Source organism: Citricoccus sp. (assembly GCF_032154715.1).
GTDB lineage: Bacteria > Actinomycetota > Actinomycetes > Actinomycetales > Micrococcaceae > Citricoccus.
The window spans coordinates 47,537-67,392 of the sequence record NZ_JALDXU010000002.1 but is presented as its reverse complement, the minus strand read 5'-3'; the positions used below and the strand labels follow the sequence as shown (position 1 = coordinate 67,392).

At 69.6% G+C, this 19,856-nt stretch carries 15 protein-coding genes; 9 read left to right on the top strand and 6 right to left on the bottom strand.

Annotation, left to right across the window (positions count from 1 at the left end; genetic code table 11):
* Positions 1–36: 36 nt before the first annotated feature.
* From RUH65_RS00915 to RUH65_RS00905, 3 genes are all read right to left on the bottom strand, one after another.
* A complete protein-coding gene (locus RUH65_RS00915; RefSeq protein ID WP_313815291.1) occupies positions 37–1,089 on the bottom strand; it encodes a hypothetical protein in 1,053 nt (350 codons plus the stop codon).
* A gap of 285 nt (positions 1,090–1,374) precedes the next feature.
* Complete coding sequence (locus RUH65_RS00910) at positions 1,375–2,493, bottom strand: agmatine deiminase family protein (RefSeq protein ID WP_313815290.1); 1,119 nt, start codon at positions 2,491–2,493, stop codon at positions 1,375–1,377.
* Positions 2,494–2,639: 146 nt separating this feature from the next.
* Positions 2,640–3,584 (bottom strand): LysR family transcriptional regulator, encoded by a 945-nt coding sequence (locus RUH65_RS00905; protein WP_313815288.1) that lies wholly within the window; start codon positions 3,582–3,584, stop codon positions 2,640–2,642.
* 204 nt (positions 3,585–3,788) lie between these two features.
* Here RUH65_RS00905 and RUH65_RS00900 point away from each other — a divergent pair, with 204 nt between their 5' ends.
* From RUH65_RS00900 to RUH65_RS00880, 5 genes are all read left to right on the top strand, one after another.
* Positions 3,789–7,667, top strand: a complete 3,879-nt coding sequence (locus RUH65_RS00900; RefSeq protein WP_313815287.1) for a bifunctional proline dehydrogenase/L-glutamate gamma-semialdehyde dehydrogenase — start codon at positions 3,789–3,791, stop codon at positions 7,665–7,667.
* A gap of 105 nt (positions 7,668–7,772) precedes the next feature.
* Positions 7,773–8,603: a TetR/AcrR family transcriptional regulator gene (locus RUH65_RS00895; protein WP_313815286.1), complete on the top strand. Its 831-nt coding sequence runs from the start codon at positions 7,773–7,775 to the stop codon at positions 8,601–8,603.
* A 71-nt stretch (positions 8,604–8,674) separates the two neighbouring features.
* On the top strand, positions 8,675–9,943 hold the full coding sequence (locus tag RUH65_RS00890; protein WP_313815285.1) for an acyl-CoA dehydrogenase family protein: 1,269 nt from the start codon (positions 8,675–8,677) through the stop codon (positions 9,941–9,943).
* Between the two features lie 203 nt (positions 9,944–10,146).
* Positions 10,147–10,704, top strand: coding sequence for an acyl-CoA thioesterase (locus RUH65_RS00885; protein WP_313815284.1), 558 nt, complete (start codon positions 10,147–10,149; stop codon positions 10,702–10,704).
* Positions 10,705–10,770: 66 nt separating this feature from the next.
* Complete coding sequence (locus RUH65_RS00880; RefSeq protein ID WP_313815282.1) at positions 10,771–12,738, top strand: FMN-binding glutamate synthase family protein; 1,968 nt, start codon at positions 10,771–10,773, stop codon at positions 12,736–12,738.
* 12 nt (positions 12,739–12,750) lie between these two features.
* On the opposite strand, the gene RUH65_RS00875 is transcribed toward RUH65_RS00880, so the two are convergent.
* Both RUH65_RS00875 and RUH65_RS00870 read right to left on the bottom strand, forming a co-directional pair.
* Complete coding sequence (locus tag RUH65_RS00875; protein ID WP_313815281.1) at positions 12,751–13,656, bottom strand: LysR substrate-binding domain-containing protein; 906 nt, start codon at positions 13,654–13,656, stop codon at positions 12,751–12,753.
* Positions 13,657–13,693: 37 nt separating this feature from the next.
* On the bottom strand, positions 13,694–15,106 hold the full coding sequence (locus RUH65_RS00870) for an MFS transporter (protein ID WP_313815280.1): 1,413 nt from the start codon (positions 15,104–15,106) through the stop codon (positions 13,694–13,696).
* A 111-nt stretch (positions 15,107–15,217) separates the two neighbouring features.
* On the opposite strand from RUH65_RS00870, the gene RUH65_RS00865 reads away from it, so the two are divergent.
* Complete coding sequence (locus RUH65_RS00865) at positions 15,218–15,754, top strand: DUF3237 domain-containing protein (protein WP_313815279.1); 537 nt, start codon at positions 15,218–15,220, stop codon at positions 15,752–15,754.
* Between the two features lie 9 nt (positions 15,755–15,763).
* On the opposite strand, the gene RUH65_RS00860 is transcribed toward RUH65_RS00865, so the two are convergent.
* Positions 15,764–16,795, bottom strand: coding sequence for an Lrp/AsnC family transcriptional regulator (locus tag RUH65_RS00860; RefSeq protein WP_313815278.1), 1,032 nt, complete (start codon positions 16,793–16,795; stop codon positions 15,764–15,766).
* A gap of 142 nt (positions 16,796–16,937) precedes the next feature.
* On the opposite strand from RUH65_RS00860, the gene RUH65_RS00855 reads away from it, so the two are divergent.
* From RUH65_RS00855 to RUH65_RS00845, 3 genes are all read left to right on the top strand, one after another.
* A complete protein-coding gene (locus RUH65_RS00855; RefSeq protein WP_313815276.1) occupies positions 16,938–17,705 on the top strand; it encodes a DUF5058 family protein in 768 nt (255 codons plus the stop codon).
* A gap of 50 nt (positions 17,706–17,755) precedes the next feature.
* Positions 17,756–18,520 (top strand): hypothetical protein, encoded by a 765-nt coding sequence (locus RUH65_RS00850; protein WP_313815275.1) that lies wholly within the window; start codon positions 17,756–17,758, stop codon positions 18,518–18,520.
* Between the two features lie 133 nt (positions 18,521–18,653).
* Positions 18,654–19,829: an amidohydrolase gene (locus RUH65_RS00845; RefSeq protein WP_313815326.1), complete on the top strand. Its 1,176-nt coding sequence runs from the start codon at positions 18,654–18,656 to the stop codon at positions 19,827–19,829.
* The last annotated feature ends 27 nt before the right edge of the window (positions 19,830–19,856 follow it).

Below are 19,856 nucleotides of genomic sequence, written 5' to 3'. Positions count from 1 at the left end.
TGTCGCGAACGGTGGTGGGCGGTATCTCCGCCGCGTTCAGCGACGAGGAACACCGGCGCGCAGTAGTTTGGCTTCCAACCGGCGAGGTGACGTCAGGTCATCCCACATCCAGCGGACGAAGCGAACACCCTCTTCCTGGATGCGTTCTGATCTCAACTTCTCGTCCAGGATCACCGGATGGACGTCGCGCCCCGAGTAGCTGTTGCCGCCGGCATACTTCCGCTTGCCGTCGAACTCACCGGCCAGCCGTAACCCCTGCCACCAGAAATCGAGGATGCCCAGAAGTCGACCGTCGGCGGCCCGCACCCGATGCTGCAGTTCTGGTGGTTCGAAGCCAAGCCGGTCGATGACCACTCGGCTCCAGGATTCGCCGGGGGAGCCGGACAGGGGCGAGGCGAAGGCCGCGATCCGACGGAGTCGGTGGGCTGCCTTCTGGGTGGAGCTCGTCTTCGCCAGGGAGGCGAGGTCCTGGACGGTCCATGGTCTGGCCATCACCTCCGGCAGGTTGGCCGGCGAGTTCCTCAGTCCGCTCAACAGCGCATCCGCCACCACGATCGCGTCTTCCCACGGTAGTCGCGGCAACGTGTCCGCCAGGCACATCCGAAGGTCCTCGAGGACCAGTGAGGATCCGGACAACAGGCGCTGCTGGAACGGGTGGAGCTGTCCGGTGGGCAGGCCGCTCCACGCCCGCGGGACAGAGATCCTCCGCTCGTTGAAGAGTGGCCAGGTGGCCCCTTTCGGCTTCTCACGCTTGAGGGAGCCGGCCACGCTGCTGCTTGAGGCCCGCAGGGTGAGGATTCCGGGCCTGCTGATGAGTGGCAGCCCATACAGCACGAGGGCCGTCTCCCGGCAGAAGACGGGGTCGGTCCGGCTGGTCAAGGCGAGAGCCGTCGCAGAGGCGCAGAATCGGTCATCGCGCGAAGCCGCGTTCCACCACTCGGCCGGGGCGAAGACACCGGGGCGGACTCTGACGTATTCACCGGCTCTGGCCCTTCTGAACACCAGGGGTGCATCATTCGTCGGCACACCGTCCTCGGTGGTGCGGCGCAAGGGGATCCCCGCAGCGGTGATGTCCTGCGGTGAGGTCACCTCGAGTGGAAGCTGGAGATCGGGGACTGGGAGTCTGGTCGGGGTGGCCATCATGCCCGTCAGGACACCACAAGAAGGGGGCCCTGGGCGGTCAGCTGGAGGACCGATGTGGACCACGCTGAGGAGCTCGCCGGCTGTGGAGGATCAGCCGTTGCAGCTTTTCCCGCTCATCGTGCATAGTCCCGGTCATTTTGACGGGGAAACGTCACGATCGTCGGGAATCAAGGTGCAGAACGTGAACCGGGCCGAACGCGAGACGCCGAACGTGAGACACGGACGCCTGCTCTAGGCCGGGGCCTTCCGGGAGGGCTGCGGCAGGGCGACCTGGCGGATGCCGACGCCGCGCCGGTACAGCCGCTGTGCCGGGATGGGCACGACCGTGCGCCCCGGGTAGGCGGCCCGCAACAGCTGGTGGGCGCCGTCGTCGTGCGGGTCCTCGAAGGAGGGGACCACCACGGCGCCGTTGACGGGCAGGACGTTGATGTAGGACCAGGCGAGGGGCCCGCGGTCGTCCTGGCCAGCCAGGGGTGCGGTCAGGGTGGCCACGTTCAACGGCCGGCCCTTCGCGTCGGTCTCGTGCTGGAGGATGGACAGGGCGCGGGCGGAGACGGCGTGGTCCGGGTGGGCCGGGTTCTCCTGCCAGTGCAGCAGCAGCACGGCCGGGGAGGCGAAGGTGACGAGCTGGTCGATGTGCCCGCCCAGGCCGAAGCGCCCCTGGTTGCGGGTGAGGCCGCCGGGCAGCCAGATGATCTTGCGGATGTCCGTGTAACGGGTGAACTCGGCCTCGACGTGCTCGCGGGTCCAGCCGCCGTTGCGCGCCGGATCCAGCAGGACGGCCTCGGAGGCGATCAGGGTGCCCTCGCCGTCCGTGATGAAGGCGCCGCCCTCGTTGACCATGAGGGAGAGCTGGCGCCGGGCGTTGGTGAGATCGGAGATGGTGCCGCCCACCACGTCGTCCAGGCGGTAGTCGAAACCGGGCCGGCGGCCGAAGCCGTTGAAGACCCAGTCGATCATGCCGAGCTGGCGCTGGCCCGTGGCCGGATCCACGTCGCCGGTGGTGAAGGTCGGCCCGGTCAGGCCGAGGAAGGGGTTGTCCATGGCCAGCGGCACGATGGGGAACATGGGATCCACGTAGGTGTGCACGATCTGCCGGTCCGCCGGATCCACCAGCAGGGTCACCGGCTCGTAGTCCATGACCGCGTGCGCCACCCGAGTCCAGGCGCGGCGTGCCCCGGACAACTCCCAGGTGGAGGTGCCCATCTGTGCGTAGTCGCGGGGGAAGGCCATCCACAGCCGTTCCTGCGGCTCGGTGTCCGCGGGCAGGTGCCACACCGCTGTTGACTGCTCCGTGGACAGGTCCGTCGCGACCCCGCCGAGCGGCAGTGCCTGCGGATCCTGGCGCATGGGTCCCTTTCGTCAGGTGGTTCACGGGCATCTAGTGCGTCGGTCCTGACGTGTGCAGGGCAGCAGACCTCTGGTCACCGACTCCACCCATGCTATGCGAGTGCGCAACCCCCCGGCCCCGTTCCGCGCCAGTCGCGACCTGTTCGTTATCCACCGGTCTCAGCATTCAGCGGCTGTGCCGCCTCCTCCAAGGCGGCACGGACGGCGACGACGGCCGGAGACCGAGCCGACGAGGACCGGATGGACGTGAAGACGGTGCGCAACGGCCGCCCGGGCAGGGAGATGCGGCGCAATCGCTGAGGATGATCCGCCAGGGTCAGGCCCGGCAACAGTGCCACGGCATTGCCGGACTCGACGAGCTTCACGTGGGACTGCAGGTCTGCTGAGACGAAGCGGACGTCCGGCTCGTGGCCGGCGGAACGGATCAGTTGCTCGGCCCAGTGCCGGGTGGCCGTGCCCCGGGGCTCCATGACCCAGGGCAGCGGCCGGTGCTGCAGCAGGGTGGCCAGTTCCTCCCCGGCCGGCAGTGGCTGGCCATCGATCGTGAGCCCGGAGGGCACGGTCAGCTGCAGCTCGTCCCTCAACAGCTGGCGGCGGTCCAGCCCCGGCCAGTGCGGTGCCGAATGTCCGGGGTACTGTTCGGCGACCACCACGTCGAAGTCCCGTGCCCAGGTCTCGTGCAGGGCGCGCTCCGGCTCGTACTGGACCATCTCCAGCCGTAGGGCGGGATGGCGTTCGCGCAACAGGGACAGGGCCGGCGGAATCAGCACGAGGGCGGCGGACTGGAACACCGCCAGGCGCACCCGCCCACTGATGGCCCCGCCGGCCGATCCGGCTGAGATGAGTGCCGTCTCGGCTTCCTCGAGGGCACCGAGGATCGGCTCCACCCGCTCCACCAGGGCCAGCGCCGCCTCCGTGAGTTGCACGTTGCGTCCGACGTGGCGCAACAGCTCGGTCTTGGTCTCCCGTTCCAGCAGTGACAACTGCTCGGAGACGGAGGAAGGAGCCAGGTTCATGGCCCGGGCGACCGCGGAGATCGTGCCCCGGATGGACAGCTCGCGCAACAGGACGAGACGGCGGACGTCCAGCATGGGTGAGGCCTTTCACGAAAGATCAGGTCGGGTGCGTGGGGGGACGGACGGCGGTGGAGCGGAACAGCGGAACGGGGACGGGCCAGGGACAGAGCGAGGGCGGCACACGTGCCGGGGGCCACGCTCAATAGTTCGGATCAACCGAACAATACTCTGCGGAAACGTTCGCTAGTCACGCATAGTATGAGGGAGAACAATGACAGCATGACGACCCACCCCGTTGATCACTCCGCCCAGCCCGTGAACCCGGCGAACCCGGAGAACCCGGTCACCCACACCCGGCAGGCCCACCAGCACAACGAGGCCATCTCGGACCCCGAGGAGTTGCGCGCGCTGGCCCCGGCCGCCGTCGAGCAGGTGCGGACCTGGCTCCGGGAGGCGCGGAAGCATCCCTCGAACTTCTCGGCCAAGCAGTTGGCGGGCGTGCTGAAGGACCCGGCGGGACTGGACTTCACGGTGGGCTTCGTAGACCGGGTGGTGCGTCCCGAGGACCATCGGATCGCCGCGGAGGCGCTCGCGGACCTGGCACCCCAGACGCCCGGTTTCCTGCCCTGGTACATGAAGTCGGCCATGATCCTGGGCGGGCGGCTGGCCCCCGCTGTGGCCCCGATCGCCGTGCCGGCGGCCCGCAAGGTCCTGCGCGAGCTGGTCTCCCACTTGATCGTGGACGCCACGGACGCCAAGCTCGGCCCGGCCATCGCCAAGCTGAAGACGGAGGGCATTCGCCTCAACATCAACCTGCTCGGCGAGGCGATCCTCGGCCAGCGGGAGGCCGGCCGCCGCATGGACGGCATCCGCACTCTGATCGAGCGGGATGACGTGGACTACGTCTCCGTCAAGGTCTCCGCAGCCACCGCCCCGCACAGCGCCTGGGCGTTCAACGAGGCGGTCGAGGAGGTCACCGCCCACCTCCTGCCGCTCTACGAGCTCGCCGCCTCCCAAGCCGGCACCGGAGGCACCACCGGCACCACCGGCACCGGCCCCACGTTCATCAACCTGGACATGGAGGAGTATCACGACCTGGACATGACCCTGGCCGTGTTCATGCGCCTGATGGACACCCCCGCGCTCCACGATCTCGAGGCCGGGATCGTGTTGCAGGCCTACCTGCCGGACGCTCTCGACGCCATGATCCGCCTGCAGGAGTTCGCCGCCCGCCGCGTGGCCGCCGGCGGTGCCCCGCTCAAGGTCCGCGTGGTCAAGGGCGCCAACCTGCCCATGGAGCAGGTCCAGGCCTCCGTCACCGGCTGGCCCGCCGCCACCGTGCCCTCCAAGCAGGCCGCGGACACCAACTACAAGCGCGTACTGAACTACGCCCTCACGCCCGAGCACGCCCGCAACGTGCGGATCGGGGTGGCCGGGCACAACCTCTTCGACATCGCCCTGTCCTGGCTGCTGGTGCAGGAACGCGGGCTCACCACGCAGTGGGAGCAGGGCGGCCGCAGCCCGGACGTCGAGTTCGAGATGCTGCTGGGCATGGCCACCGGCCAGACCGAGGCCGTCCGCCAGGACGTCGGCTCGCTGCTGCTCTACACCCCGGTGGTCCACCCGCACGAGTTCGACGTGGCCATCTCCTACCTGATCCGCCGCCTCGAGGAGGGGGCCAGCCAGGAGAACTTCATGTCCGCCGTCTTCGAACTGGACACGGACCCGGCGCTCTTCGCCCGTGAGCAGGACCGCTTCGAGGCCTCGCTCGAGGACCTGGACACCGCCATCCCGACGCCGGCCCGCACCCAGAACCGGCAGGCCTCGGATCTCGACGTGGCCCGCGGCCCGGTCCCGGAGCCGGTGGACGGCTTCGCCAACACCCCGGACACCGACCCCTCCCTGGCGGCGAATCGCGAGTGGGGCCGGTCCATCACCGCCGGCATCCCGGGCTCCACGCTCGGTACGGAGACCGTGGCTGCCGCCACGGTGACCTCACCGGATCAGGTGCAGGCCGCCGTCGGGAAGGCCGTGGCGGCAGGCGAGGCGTGGGCGAGCCTGACCGGGGCCGAGCGGGAGCGCGTGCTGGGTGCCGTGGCCGATTCCCTCGAGGCGCACCGCGCGGACCTGCTCGAGGTGGCGGCCGCCGAGACCGGCAAGACCCTGGACCAAGGTGATCCGGAGGTCTCCGAGGCCATTGACTTCGCGCGGTACTACGGCCGGCTCGCCCGCGGGCTCGACGAGGTGCCCGGGGCGCAGTTCCACCCGTCCAAGCTGGTGCTCGTCATTCCGCCGTGGAACTTCCCCGTCGCCATCCCGACGGGCGGCGTGCTCGCCGGACTGGCCTCCGGGTCCCCGGTGGTGTTCAAGCCGGCCCCGCAGTCGGTCCGGACCGGGGCCGTCGTCTTCGAATCCATCCGTGCGGGCCTCATGGCCGGGCTCACCGCACTGGACGGCATCAGTGCCGACGAGGCCGGTGCGCTCGCCTCGGACCTGGTGAGCTTCATCAGCATCGACCCGGAGCGGGAGGCCGAAATCGGGGAGGGACTCATCGCGCACCCGGACGTGGAACGGGTCATCCTGACCGGCGGCTACGAGACGGCGAAGCTGTTCCGTTCCTTCCGTCCGGACCTGCCGCTGCTCGCCGAGACCTCCGGCAAGAACGCGGTCATCGTGACCCCGAGCGCCGACCTGGACTTGGCCGCCAAGGACGTGGTGACCTCCGCGTTCGGCCATGCCGGGCAGAAGTGCTCGGCGTCCTCCCTGGTGATCCTGGTCGGCTCCGTGGCCACCTCCCCGCGTTTCCACCGCCAGCTGGTGGACGCCGCGAACTCCCTGACCGTGGGCTACCCGGAGGACCCGCGCTCGCAGATGGGGCCCGTGATCGAGGTCCCGGGAGAGAAGCTGCAGCGGGGGTTGACCGAGTTGGGCACCGGAGAGACCTGGGCGCTGGAACCACGCCAGCTGGATGAGACGGGGCGGCTGTGGAGCCCCGGCATCCGCGCCGGGGTCCGCGCGGGCTCGGACGCGCACCTGACCGAGTACTTCGGGCCCGTGCTCGGCGTGATGACGGCCGAGACGCTGGAGGACGCCATCGAGCTCGTCAACGCCGTGGACTACGGCCTGACCTCCGGAATCCACTCGCTGGACCCGGACGAGATCGGGACCTGGTTGGAGACGGTGAATGCCGGCAACCTCTACGTCAACCGCGGCATCACCGGCGCGATCGTCCGCCGCCAGCCTTTCGGTGGCTGGAAGCGCTCGGCCGTCGGTGCCGGAACCAAAGCCGGTGGCCCGCACTACCTGCACGGCCTGGGATCCTGGACGGACGCCCCGCTCGCCGGTGCGCCGCAGGAGAACACCGGCGACGCCGGCCGCGCCTCGGCTGCTACTCCGGCCACAGCCATCGTGCCCAGCCACAGCAATAATCAGAGTGGCTCGGCAGGATCGATGTGGGTCGAAGCGGACCGCGCCTCGGCAGGTGCTGTCCAGAGCCTGGCCGACGCCGCCGGCCTGGACGCAGAGGACCGCGCCTGGCTGGCCCGTGCCGCCGCCCTGGACGAGCAGGCGTGGACCGAGTGCTTCGGCGTGGCCACGGACATCTCCGGACTCATGGCGGAGCGCAACGTGCTGCGCCACCGTCCGGTCCCCGTGACCATCCGCTGGGAGTCCGGCCCGCTGGTGCACCTGCTGCGCGCGATCCTGGCCGGCCGCCGGGCCGGGGCGCCGCTCACGGTGAGCGTGGCCGAGGGGCTGCCAGCCGGCGTCGCGCAGGTGTTGGCCGGCGAGCCGCAGATGGAGGTGCTGGTGGAGGGCACCGCGGCGTTCCACGCCCGGGCCGCGCAGCTGACCCAGTTGCCGCCGTCCGCGCCCTCCGGCGGGGACCCGCGGATCCGCCTGGTGCTGGACTGGACCGCGTCCGGAGTGCGTGCCGGGTCCCGCGCCGGGACCGGAGCTGCGGCAGGGGCTGAGGCGTCCCGCGCGGCAGTGCTGGCCCTGCATGAAGCTCTCGGCGGATCGCCGGACGTGGCCGTCTACGCGAATCCCGTGGTCTCGGCCGGCGACGTGGAACTGCTGCCCTTCGTGCACGAGCAGGCCATCTCGATCACGGCCCACCGTTTCGGCACCCCGGACCACCTCACCGACCACCTGCTCTGACCCGCTCCTGACCCACTCCTGGCACCTGCTCGGCAACCTCCAGTTCTGGTGCGAGAGGGAGAGCAAGAGGGAGAGGGTGGCGCGGGGCTGGATAGAGTCGAGGGCATGACTCTGGAACCTGCGCCGTCCCGCTCCGTCGAGGTCCGATCCCTGGTGGTCGAGGCCGCCGTGGAACTGTTCAGTGAGCGGGGCTTCGAGGCCACCAGCGTGGATGACCTGGCCCGCGCGGCCGGGCTGTCCCGTTCCACGTACTTCCGGCAGGTCGGCGGCAAGGAGGACGCGGTCTTCGCGGACCATCCGCCGTTGATCGAGGAACTCGGTGCGTGGATGGACGAGCAGCCGAGCGATCCTTGGACCACCGTGTGCGCCGCCTCGGAGCGGGTCTTCGCGCACCTGTCCGAGGACCTGGAGCTGGCTCGCCGCCGCTACGCCGTGGTCGGCGGGGTGCAGGCCCTGCGTGATCGCGAGATCGTCACCGAACGCCGCTACGAGCAGCTCTTCTCCGGGCATCTGCGCCGGACCGTGCCCGGCCTCGAGCCCGTGGACGCGATCGGGTTCGCCGCCCTCGTCACCGCCACCCACAACCACTTTCTGCGCCAGGCCGTCCGCAGCGATGGCGACGGTGACAGGACCACGTCCGCGCGGGTCACGGAGCGGTACGCCCAGGCGCTGGACCGGGCGCTGGCCATGGTTCGACTGCGTTTCGGGGTCGGTTCCCCGGCGGACGCCGAGTCGGATGCCGGCCGGGGACGGGCGTCGCACCCCGCGGACGACGCCGGCCCGGCAGCGGGCGCGGACCTCACCGCCGGCTCGGGCCGCGTTCCGGACCCCACCCCCGCCCCCGGCCAGGTGGTGGTCGCGAGCTTCCCCACGACGATGCCCTCGGGCGAGGTGCTGCGCCGGGTCCGCCAGGCCCTGGAGTCGAACTCGCCGTGATCTGTCACCGCCTGTCCCCTCGGAATTGAGTTCCACTGGCCATGACACGCAGTCCCATCTATGCTGAGATGATGACTGAGATCCCCGCCCGCGCGGCGCGTGCGTCCGACACTGGCGGATCGCCGTTCCCGGGCGCCACCGAACCGGCCTATGACGTGACCAGCCCGCTGGACATCGACTACTACGGCGCCTTCCGGACCATCCCCGCAGGGGACCGCGAGATCTGGGAGCGGGCGCGGACGGCCGCCGCCGCCATCGCCGATCAGATGGCAGAGGGCTGGAACCGCCACGAATACCCGATCGAGGCGGCCACCAGCCTCGGGCGGCACCAGCTTTTCAACGACGGGCTGACCCACCCGGACCTGGAACAGTTCTCCCCGCTGGCCACTGGCCTGGTCAACATGGAGCTCTCCCGCGTGGACGGCTCCCTGGGCACCGTGCTGGCGGTCCAGGGAGGGCTCGCCCTGCGCACCCTCGTGTACTTCGGCAGCCAGGTACAGCAGGAACGGTACGTGCAGCGCATCGCCGCGGGGGAGGTGCTCGGGTCCTTCGCGCTGACCGAGCCGGACCACGGTTCGGACTCCTCGGGCTTGGTCACCCGGGCCACCCGCACCCAGGCCGGTTGGGTGCTGCGCGGGGCCAAGAAGTGGATCGGCAACGGGGCATCGGGCGGCGTGACCTTCGTCTGGGCGCGCGTGAACTCCGAGGGGAGCGACGACCATGGTGCGGTCCGCTGCTTCCTCGTCCCGCAGGAGACCCCCGGCTATCAGGCCCAGGTGATCGCCGGCAAGGGCGCGCTGCGCGCCATCGACCAGGCCCTGATCCACCTGGATGACGTGGAGTTGCCCGCTGAGGCCCTGCTTCCCGGCGCCCACTCGTTCAAGGACACCTCCAGGGTGCTTTATGCCACCCGCGCCGGCGTGGCATGGTCCGCGCTCGGCCACGCCACGGCCTGCTTCGAGTCCGCGTTGGCCTATTCGCAACAGCGGGTGCAGTTCGGCAAGAAACTGGCCCAGCACCAGATGGTCCAGGAGAAGCTCACGCGGCTGCTCTCCCATCTGGTGGCCATGCAGATGTACTGCGTGAACCTGGCACACCTGGAGTCCGAGGGCATTCTGCGGCCCACCCAGGCGTCCCTGGCCAAATACCACAACACGCGCACCGCACGTCTGATCGCCGCCGAGGCCCGGGACATGCTCGGCGGCAACGGCATCCTGCTGGAGAACGGCGTCATCCGCCATCAGGCGGACATCGAGGCGATCCATACGTACGAGGGCACGGAATCCGTGCAGGCGCTGCTGATCGGCCGCGATCTCACCGGGTTCAGCGCCTTCGCGTAATCAGGACCTCCTCTGAGAGGGTCTCGGCCAGCGAACGCTCCAGCAGCGGAGTGAGGCCACCATGCCCACTCTCGTACCGGTACTCGTACTCCCCGAAGCCGAGGATGCGGCCGGCCCACACGGCCGGCTGCGCACCGCTGACCGGTCCGGGCCGTCGCGGGACTCATTACCCGAGGGTAACTTCCCGTGACATCATGGGGGGCATGCACCTGATCTTCCGTACCCTGTTGTTGCTCATCACCTCGCGGCGTCGCCCCAAGCTGGGCCTCTGGGACAGTTCCTCGTTGCCGCTGAGGGCGCTGCCGACCGACGTGGACATCGCGGTGCACGTCAACAACGGGATGTACTTCTCCCTCATGGACCTGGGCCGCTTCGATCTGATGGTCCGTGCCGGTGTCTGGGACCTGATGCGGAAGAAGAAGTGGTCACCGGTGGTGCAGGCCGAGCAGATCGCCTTCCGGAAGTCGGTGAACCTCTGGCAGCGCTACACCGTGGAGACCCGGATCATCGGCTTGGATGACAAGTCCATCTGGTTCGAGCAGCGCTTTGTGGTGGACGGCGAGGTCTACGTCAGGGCCCATGTGGCCACCCGGCTTGTCGGCCCCGACGGCCCGGTGTCCAATGAGGAGATCCTGGCAACGGTCTCCGAGGAGCTCGGCCAGCCGAAGCCTGCCGGGCTCGAGTTGCCTGAGTGGCTGCACGAGTGGCGCACCAACGTCGCCCTCCCGGGTTCCCGGAAGCCGGCCCCACACCTCTGGTGACCTGAACGCGGGAGGCCACGCGCCGCCGTCGTGCGTTCTGCCTTCCGCGGGTGCAGGATGGGAGGCATGAACAACCGCCTCCTCATCATCGGCGGGCTCACCACGCTCGTCCTCATCCTGGTCATCGCCTACCTGGTCGGGTTCTGGGCGTGGATCTTCCTCGGGCTGGTCGCCCTGCTGCTGGTGGGGCTGGCCATCTGGGACCTGACGCAGAAGCGGCACGCGATCCTGCGGAACTTTCCGGTGCTCGGGCACATGCGGTACCTGCTGGAGTCGATCCGTCCGGAGATCCAGCAGTACTTCATCGAGCGGAACTTCGACGGCAAGCCTTTCGACCGGGACACCCGCTCGATCGTGTACTCGCGGTCCAAGGGCGCGGACGACCACAAGGCCTTCGGCACCGAGCGGGACACGGGTCGGATCGGCTACGAATTCCTCCTGCACTCCACGGCCCCCGTGGCGCCGCCGGAGAAGATTCCCACCGTGCGGATCGGTGGCCCTGACTGCCGCCAGCCCTACGACCTGTCCCTGATGAACATCTCCTCCATGTCCTTCGGATCACTGTCCAAGAACGCGGTGGTGGCCATGAACAAGGGGGCCGGCCTGGGCGGGTTCATCCACGAGACCGGAGAGGGAGGGCTGACGAAGTACCACCGCGGCAACGGCGCGGACCTGTTCTGGGAGATCGGCTCCGGCTACTTCGGCTGCCGCACCGAGGACGGCCGGTTCAACCCGGTGAGCTTCGCGGAGAAGGCCACCCTGCCTGAGGTCAAGGGCATCACCATCAAGCTCTCCCAGGGGGCCAAGCCCGGGCTCGGCGGGGTCCTGCCCGGGCCCAAGGTCACCCCGGAGATCGCCGAGGCGCGGGAGGTGCCGGTCGGCGTCGACTGCATCTCCCCGGCCTCCCACTCGTCCTTCACCACGCCCCGGGAGATGGTCCGCTTCATCGGCCGGCTGCGCGAACTCTCGGGCGGCAAGCCGATCGGCATCAAGTTCTGCGTGGGTTCGCGCACGGATGTCCTGGCCATGTGCAAGGCCATCTGGGAGGAGCGGACCGCCCCGGACTACATCATCGTGGACGGTTCCGAAGGCGGCACCGGCGCGGCCCCGCTGGAGTACTCCGACCACGTGGGCACCCCGCTGACCGAGGGACTGATGCTGGTGCACAACGCCCTGGTCGGCACGGGGCTCCGGCACATGATCAAGCTGGGCGCCGCCGGCAAGGTCGCCACCGGATCGGACATCGTCAAACGGCTGATCCAGGGGGCCGACTTCACCATGTCCGCCCGCGCCATGATGATGGCCACCGGCTGCATCCAGGCCCAGAAGTGCCACACGAACCACTGCCCCGTGGGCGTGGCCACGCAGGACCCGCGGCTCGCCCGGGCACTGGACGTGGAGGACAAGTCCAAGCGCGTGCACAACTACCAGAAGCTCACCGTCCGTGAGGCCGTGCAGATCATGGCGTCGATGGGCCTGAACCACCCGTCCCAGCTGAACACCCGCATGCTGCGCCGCCGCGTGGACCACCTCAACACCCGCTCCTACGCCTCCATCTACCACTGGCTGCGGGAGGACGAACTGCTCAACGAGCCGCCGCGTGGCTGGGCGGCCGATTGGCGTGAGGCGGACGCCGACCACTTCGGTGAGCACGCCCCCGTCGGCTACCTGACCGAGCCGGATCCGCAGTGGCGTGATGAGCTGGACGTGCAGACCTCCGCGATGTCCGTCGGGGACCTGCGGGCCTCCCTGCGCTCCGGTGACGGGCGCCCAGTCCCGACGCCGGCCGGTTCCGCCGGTGCGACCGGTTCCGCCAGCGCGGGCAGAGGCACGGGGACAGACTCGGCCGGTGATCGCAGCGGCGAGGGGCAGAGCGAGGGCGAGGGCGAACCGCGTTCCAAGGGCCGCCGGCCCGAGCGGAACGCCGACGAGAAGGACATCGACGGCGCGCGGCCGCGGCGCTCCGGCTCGGACACCGGCTCCACCCCCGTGGTCAGCAACGAGCCCCGGCCGGAGGGCCGGTTGGGGTCCTGATCGGCCTCGTCATCACGTCACCGGCGCGACCTGCGGACCCAGGGTGATGGCCAGGTCCACGAAGCTCCGGGCCGGGGCGGGCAGTCGCCGCCGTTCCGACCAGGCGATGGACGCCCGTTCCAGGTGGGGCTCGGGGTCCAGGGGAACGCAGGCCACCGGCAGGCCCTCGTAGGAGACGTCCTGCCGGGGCCGCTGGATGAAGATCGAATAGCCCAGCCCGCGGGCCACCAGGGACCGGATGAGCTCGAAGTCCGGGGACTTCATCCGCACGTTCGGTGCCGCGCCGTGGTGGGCGAAGTAGGAGAGGATGTCGTCGGAACTGGGGGAGACGTCCATGAGCAGCAGGGGCTCCGCCGCCAGGTCGGCCAGGGGAGCCCGTCCCCGCTCGGCGAAGCGGTGGTCGGCCGGCAGGAGGGCGTACATCGTCGTGTCGTAGAGGGCGGCGGAGCCCAATCCGGGCAGGGCATGGAGGTTGTACGCCAACACCACGTCCAGGATGCCGAGGGAGAGCTGTTCCACCAGCTCGGCCCGGTTCCCGGTGGTCACGGAGACGGTGACGCCGGGATGCCGTGCGGCGAACTCGGACCACAGCGCGGGCAGGACGGTGGGGGCCAGGGACCGGAAACAGCCGATGGCGAGGGTCCCGCCGAGCTGCCGGGCGCCGTCGGGCACCTCGAGGTCGAGGGCCTGGTCCAGCACCGAGCGGGCGCGGATGAAGAAGTCCTCTCCGGAGGCGGTGAGCACCACGCCCTCGGCCTTGCTGCGGCGGCACAGCACGGTGCCGGAGACGCGTTCGAGGGTATCCAGGGCCTCCGTGACGGAGGTCCTGGACACCCTCAGCTGGGCGGCCGCGGCGCTGATGCTGCCGGTCCTGGCCACAGCGCAGAAGTGTTCGAGTTGGCGCAGTGTCAGTCGCAACCGTCCCCGTCTTCCTGCCGGACCGGTGCCGGCGGGTTCAGCGGAGGTCGCGGCGGGCGGTCTCCGGCATCTTGATGATGACCACCACGCTAACCAGGCAGAGCAGGATCATGTAGCCCACGAACAGCCCGTGCATCCCGATGCTGGACAACCAGGTGTTCAGGTAGGGTGCCGTGCCGCCGAAGATCGCCCCGGAGGTGGCGTAACCGACGCCGATCAGGGTGGCCCGCAGCTTGGTCGGGACCAGTTCGGCGAAGACGGCGCCGAGCGGGGCGCAGTTCGCGGCCAGCAGCACGGAGCCGGCGGCCATGGCCAGGAAGAGCATGAACGGGCTCGGGCCGAGCATCCATTCCAGGGGGAAGGCCACGAGCGCGAAGCCGGCCGCGAAGACCATCAGCACCGGTTTGCGCCCGAAGCGGTCGGAGAGCCTGCCCATCACCGGGATGGCCACCAGGAACACGGCCTGGCCGCACAGGCCGGCCACCAGGGAGGCGTTGGGATCCATGCCGAACTCGCGGGAGGCGTAGCCGGGGGCGAAGATGAACCAGGTGTAGAAGGCCACCACGCCGGAGATCGTCAGGCCGACGATCTGCAGCAGCGGCTTCCACTCGCGGCCGAGTTCGGAGAGGACCTCTCGCAGGGACGGGGAGTCCGCCCCCTCGCGCTCGTCCCGCTCCTTGCGCTCGGTGTGCACCTCGGACTCGTTCATGGTCTTGCGGATGTAGAGGGCGTAGACCCCCAGGAGGGCCGCGACGGCGAAGGGGATGCGCCAGCCGAACTCGGCCATCTGCGCCTCGGTGAGCAGGGCGGTCAGCAGCACGCCGACGCCGGTGGCGAGCATGGTGCCCACGCCCACGCCGAGCCACGGGGTGGAGGCCCAGAAGCCGCGCTTGTCCTGCGGGGCGATCTCGGCCAGGTAGGTGAACGCACTGCCGGTCTCGCCGCCATGGGACAAACCCTGGACCAGCCGGGCCACCAGAAGGACGACGCCGGCCCACACGCCGATCGCGTCGAAGGTCGGGGCCACGGCGATCAGCAGGGAGCCGAAGGAGGCGAGCAGGATGGCCAGGGTCAGGCTGAACTTCCTTCCCTTGTCATCCGCCAGCCGGCCGAACAGCCACCCGCCCACCGGGCGCATGAGGAAGCCGACCGCGAAGACGGCCAGCGTGGAGAGCAGACTGGAGACCGGATCCTCGGCGCGGAAGAACTGGGCGGCGAAGAACGGGGCGAAGATCGCGTAGATGTTCCAGTCGAACCACTCCAGGGCATTGCCGATGTTGACGGCGACGAGGTCCCGGGGCCGGCCGGCGCGCTGCGCCGCGGACCCGGCGGTGGTCGCCGGGCTGGTGGCCGGGCTGGTGGCCCGGGCGGAGCCACGGGAGGAGACGGCGGCGGGGTCCGGGGAGGGGCCACCCGAGGCGCGGGACGGGGAAACAGTGCTGTGATCCATAACACCTCATGGTGCCCCTGACCGTTGGCGATCTCAACGGAATTCGCCGTGCATCCGATGCACGGAGGATGTGCATGGCGTCCGCGGGGAGCCGGCCCTAGCGTGGTGGTCATGCCCCAGACCTCTGCTGCCCCCACCCCGGCACCGTCCTCTGCCGCCAGCGCTGGTCGCCCTGACGCGGCCGCCGGCCCCACCCCGCCCCGACTCGAGTTCCTGGCCACCGTGGCGGTGGACGTGGCCGATCCTGTGGAGGTCGGGCGGACCCACCGGGGACTGCGCCGCGTCATCCCGATCTCCGGCGGCACCGTGACCGGGCCCGGGCTGAACGGTCACATCCTGCCCGGCGGGGCGGACTTCCAGCTCATCCAGTCGGACACAGCCTCGGACCTGGATGCGCGGTACGTCATCGAGACGGACGACGGCGACCGGCTCTACGTCATGAATGCCGCCTACCGCACGGGCTCGGCCGAGGACATCGCCGCCCTCGCCCGCGGAGAACGGGTGCCCGCCGAACGGATCTACTTCCGCTGCGCGCCCCGGTTCGAGGTGGCCGGCGAGACCTGGTCCTGGCTGGAGTCCACGGTGGTCATCGGCTCCGGCCGGCGCGAACCGGACCGGGTGATCATCGATCTCTGGGCGGTCTGCTGACCAGTCGCATCACTGCCAGTGGTGCCCCACCTCGACGAAGTCCTCCTGGCGCCGACCGTCGGTGTCCAGGTGCCACCCGGCACGTTTGGGGATGTTGGAGATGATGACGGTCTCCCGGATCTCCAGTCGGGGCAGCTTCTCTGAAGCCCGCCGCTCCATGGCCATGATGTCCGTGGCCGCGCGGTGCCATGTCATGAACATGAAGTTCGAGCGCCCCGTGGTCGAGGCGCAGATGCGCAGGGCCCCGAGCCGCGCCAGTTCGGCGGCGGCCGCATCGTGGTCGGCGGCCGGCAGCCGGGCGAACCACTGACACATGACGGGGTACCCTGCGGCCCGGTGTGAGACGTCGCAGCGAAAGCTCAGGATGCCGGAGCTCAACACCCGCTGCAGCCGTCGTCGCGCCGTGGCAGGGTGCAAGCCGGAGGCCGCGGCCACCTGGGCGGCTGAGGCCCGCCCATTGCGGCCGAGGATCCGCGCGATGGGGCCGAGTGACGGCAGCAGGGGATCGGCATGGGCAGTCGGGGCCGGCGGCGGTCCGACGGCCGCACGGAGGTCCCGCCGCTGACCGGGATTCAGGGCGTCGAGCTCCCAGTCGGTGGCGGTGCGGTGCAGACGGGTGCAGAAGGTCGACTCATATCCGGACAGCTGAGGGATGTCCTCGAGCTGCGGATAGACGACGTCCGTGAGCTGGGCCGGGTCCGGGGTGATGACGGTCAGCATGAAATCCCGGTCCCGGTGGCACTCCTCCACCGAGAACACCTCCGGAATCCGCCCGATCGCCGCTGCGACCGCCCGCCGGTGGCCGGGGCGGCACCGTACGTCATGGAAAGACAGGGCCATCTGGTCCGGGTGTCCCAGCGGATGCGCGGTAATCCACGCCGAACCGCTGTCTTCGAGGCGGCGCCACCGGGCGGCCAGCGAGGTCGGGTGCTGGTCGAGGATCTCGCCCAGCACCGTCCAGGGCAACCGTGGCCCGATCTGCAGGGCATGAACCAAGGGGAGATCGCCCTCATCCAAGGGTTCGACGGGTCGGTTCATCATCTCGTGAAATCTGCCGTGAGATGTAAATTTCCTGCGATTGATCTCGAAGTGATGTTGAGCACACCACAATGATAGCGACGAATTGCACCAATCGGATTCCGGACCTCGAGCTGGATCCGACCTCACGAATCAAAGGATCCCCATGTTCGCTGCAGCCACCACGGACGCCGCTCCGGCCTCTGATCCGAACAATGTCCTGGCGCTGGCCAACATGCCCGTGCTCTGGATCTGCGCCCTCGGCGTCTTCCTGGTCATCGGTGCTCAATCGGTCATCTACATGTTGGCCGCGCGCAAGGCGGCTCCGGCCGCCGGCATGAGCCAGCAGGAGCTGAAGACCTCGTTCCGCACCGGGGCCATCGCCGCAATCGGTCCCTCGCTGGCGGTGGCGCTGGTGGCGGTCGCCGTGCTGGCCCTCTTCGGCACCCCGGCCACCCTGGTCCGCATCGGCCTGATCGGATCGGTGCAGTATGAGACCGCCGCGGCCAGCATCGCCGTCGGAACCGTCGGCGCGGAATTGGGCGGCCCGTCCTACGACCAGCAGGCGTTCGCCATCATGTTCTTCGCCATGAGTCTGGGCGGGGCCATGTGGATGCTCGCCACCCTGATCCTCACCCCGTTGTTGAAGAGGGGTGAACATCGCATGGCCAAGGTGAACCCGGCCCTCATGACCGTGGTTCCCGCGGCGGCCTTGCTCGGCGCCTTTCTCTCTCTCGGGTTCGCGGAGGTGCCCAAGAGCTCCGTGCACGTCATCACCCTGGCCGCCTCGGCTCTCGTGATGGGAGTGTGCCTGTTGCTGGCGCGGCTGCCCGGGATGCGGTGGCTGCGTGAATGGGGACTCGGCATCGCCATCCTGCTCGGCCTCACCGCTGCCTATTTCGCCCAGTCCGCCGGACTCGCCCCCGCCGCCTGAGCCCCCCGCCTCACCCCCCCCTTGACTTTCCGCCATCGCCAGGAGTCCTCATGACTGCACCATCCACCACCCCCTCCTCCAGTGCCACCTCCACCGCGCCATCGGGAAGTATGGCCGAGTTCGACGCCACCACCTCGCGCTGGGGCCGGTTGACCATGCTGATCGGACTGGTCTTCTCGCTGGCCGGCCCGCTCTACCTGGTTTTCTTCGCGGACCTCGGTGTGACCGCCTCCGCGCTGTTCACTGCCTTCGCCGCCGTCGCCGGCACCTTCTTCGTCCTCTGGATCATCGAGCCGATCACCTACTTCCCGATCCTGGGCCCCGCTTCGATGTATCAGGCCTTCATGATCGGCAACATCTCGAACAAGCTGCTGCCCTCCGCCCTCGTCGCCCAGGACTCGATCAACGCCAAACCCGGTTCACACCGCGGCGGCCTCGCGGCCGTCATGGCCATCTGCGGGGCCGCCTTCGTGCACCTGCTCTCCCTGCTCGTGTTCGTGGGCATTCTCGGTACGTGGCTCATCAGCGTCATCCCCGAGAGCGTTGCGGACGTGGTTCGCATCTACGTGCTGCCGGCCGTGCTGGGCGCGGTCATCGTCCAGGCCATCGTCTCCCTGAAACAGGTCCGGGCCACCGTGGTCGCCGCCGTCGTGGCCGCCCTGGTGCAGTTCGTGCTGGTTCCCCTGGTGCCCGCCCTGGGAATGGCAGCCACCGCGATCGCCGTCATCGCCACGCTCGTGCTCGTCTGGTTCGTCCGCAAGCGTGAGCCCGCCGAGCCGGTAGCGGCCGAGCCTGCACGGCCCGAGTCCACCTGACCACTCCCGTTCGACGCAGTCCCTTCTCCGTCCCCTCTCCGTCCCACTCCGAAAGGCCACCGTGCACTCCCAGACCCCTCTCGATCCGTCCGCCAACGACTACCCGGAGATTCCTGCCGAGCTGCGCGAGCGCATGCTGAGCTTCTACCGGCACCTGCACGCGAACCCGGAGCTGTCCATGCAGGAGCACGCCACCGCGGAGTTCATCGAAGGACACTTGGACACGCTGGGCATCGAGCACTTCCGCTGCGGTGGCACCGGCGTGGTGGGCGTGCTGCGCAACGGTGCGGGGCCCGTCGTCGGGTTCCGGGCGGACACGGACGGGTTGCCGATCCTGGAGGACTCCACGGTCGACTACCGCAGCACCGCCCGTGGCGTCCTGGCCGACGGCACCGAGGTGCCGGTGATGCACGGCTGCGGCCATGACACCCACGTGGCCGCGCTGATGACCGCCACGGAGATGCTGGTGGCCCGGCGTGAGACTTGGTCCGGGACCGTCGTGCTGATCTTCCAGCCGGGTGAGGAGACGGCGGCCGGCGCCCAGGCGATGGTGGAGGATGGCCTCTGGGACCGCGCCCCGCACCCGGAGGTCATCTTCGGCCAGCACGTCATGCCGGGCCTGGCCGGAACGGTCGAGGTCGTCGCCGGACCCGCCATGGCCTATGCGGACTCCTGGAAGGTCACCCTGCGCGGGGAGCAGTCCCACGGTTCCCAACCGCAGGACTCGATCGACCCCATCGTGCTCGGCGCCCACATCGTCACGCGGCTGCAGGGAATCGTCTCCCGGGAGATCTCCGCCCGTGAGTCCGCGGTGGTGACGGTCGGCACCTTCCACGCCGGGCTCAAGGAGAACATCATCCCGGACTCCGCCGAGTTCACCCTCAACGTGCGCACCATGGACGAGGAGGTGCGCACCACGGTGCTGGCCGCCCTCCGGCGCATCATCTCCGCCGAGGCGCAGGCCTCCGGGGCACCCGAGCCGGTGATCGAGGAGCTCTACCGCTTCCCCCGGAACTTCAATGACCTGGACGCGACGGCGTCGCTCGCCGAGGCCCTGCGGGGCGCCCTGGGTGCCGAGAACGTCAAGGACGGTGAGCCCAAGATGGGCTCGGAGGACTTCGGGGCCCTGCCCGGTGCCCTGGGGGTGCCCAGCGTCTTCTGGTTCTTCGGGGGATTCGACGCCCAGGCGGTGGACGCCGGGACCGCGCCCGTCAATCACTCGCCCCGGTTCGTCCCCGTGCCGGAACCCACCCTGTGGACCGCGGCGACGGCGGCGCTCGCCGCCGTGCGCTCGAAACTCGGTTCCTGAGCCTGCCGCCCTACTTTCAGTCGAGTT

Bases quoted from the DNA above. Each gene is read 5' to 3' on its own strand.
- RUH65_RS00910 (WP_313815290.1), bottom strand. From the start codon at position 2,493: ATGCGCCAGGATCCGCAGGCACTGCCGCTCGGCGGGGTCGCGACGGAC.
- RUH65_RS00905 (WP_313815288.1), bottom strand. From the start codon at position 3,584: ATGCTGGACGTCCGCCGTCTCGTCCTGTTGCGCGAGCTGTCCATCCGG.
- RUH65_RS00900 (WP_313815287.1), top strand. From the start codon at position 3,789: ATGACGACCCACCCCGTTGATCACTCCGCCCAGCCCGTGAACCCGGCG.
- RUH65_RS00895 (WP_313815286.1), top strand. From the start codon at position 7,773: ATGACTCTGGAACCTGCGCCGTCCCGCTCCGTCGAGGTCCGATCCCTG.
- RUH65_RS00890 (WP_313815285.1), top strand. From the start codon at position 8,675: ATGACTGAGATCCCCGCCCGCGCGGCGCGTGCGTCCGACACTGGCGGA.
- RUH65_RS00885 (WP_313815284.1), top strand. From the start codon at position 10,147: ATGCACCTGATCTTCCGTACCCTGTTGTTGCTCATCACCTCGCGGCGT.
- RUH65_RS00880 (WP_313815282.1), top strand. From the start codon at position 10,771: ATGAACAACCGCCTCCTCATCATCGGCGGGCTCACCACGCTCGTCCTC.
- RUH65_RS00870 (WP_313815280.1), bottom strand. From the start codon at position 15,106: ATGGATCACAGCACTGTTTCCCCGTCCCGCGCCTCGGGTGGCCCCTCC.
- RUH65_RS00865 (WP_313815279.1), top strand. From the start codon at position 15,218: ATGCCCCAGACCTCTGCTGCCCCCACCCCGGCACCGTCCTCTGCCGCC.
- RUH65_RS00860 (WP_313815278.1), bottom strand. From the start codon at position 16,795: ATGATGAACCGACCCGTCGAACCCTTGGATGAGGGCGATCTCCCCTTG.
- RUH65_RS00855 (WP_313815276.1), top strand. From the start codon at position 16,938: ATGTTCGCTGCAGCCACCACGGACGCCGCTCCGGCCTCTGATCCGAAC.
- RUH65_RS00850 (WP_313815275.1), top strand. From the start codon at position 17,756: ATGACTGCACCATCCACCACCCCCTCCTCCAGTGCCACCTCCACCGCG.
- RUH65_RS00845 (WP_313815326.1), top strand. From the start codon at position 18,654: ATGCTGAGCTTCTACCGGCACCTGCACGCGAACCCGGAGCTGTCCATG.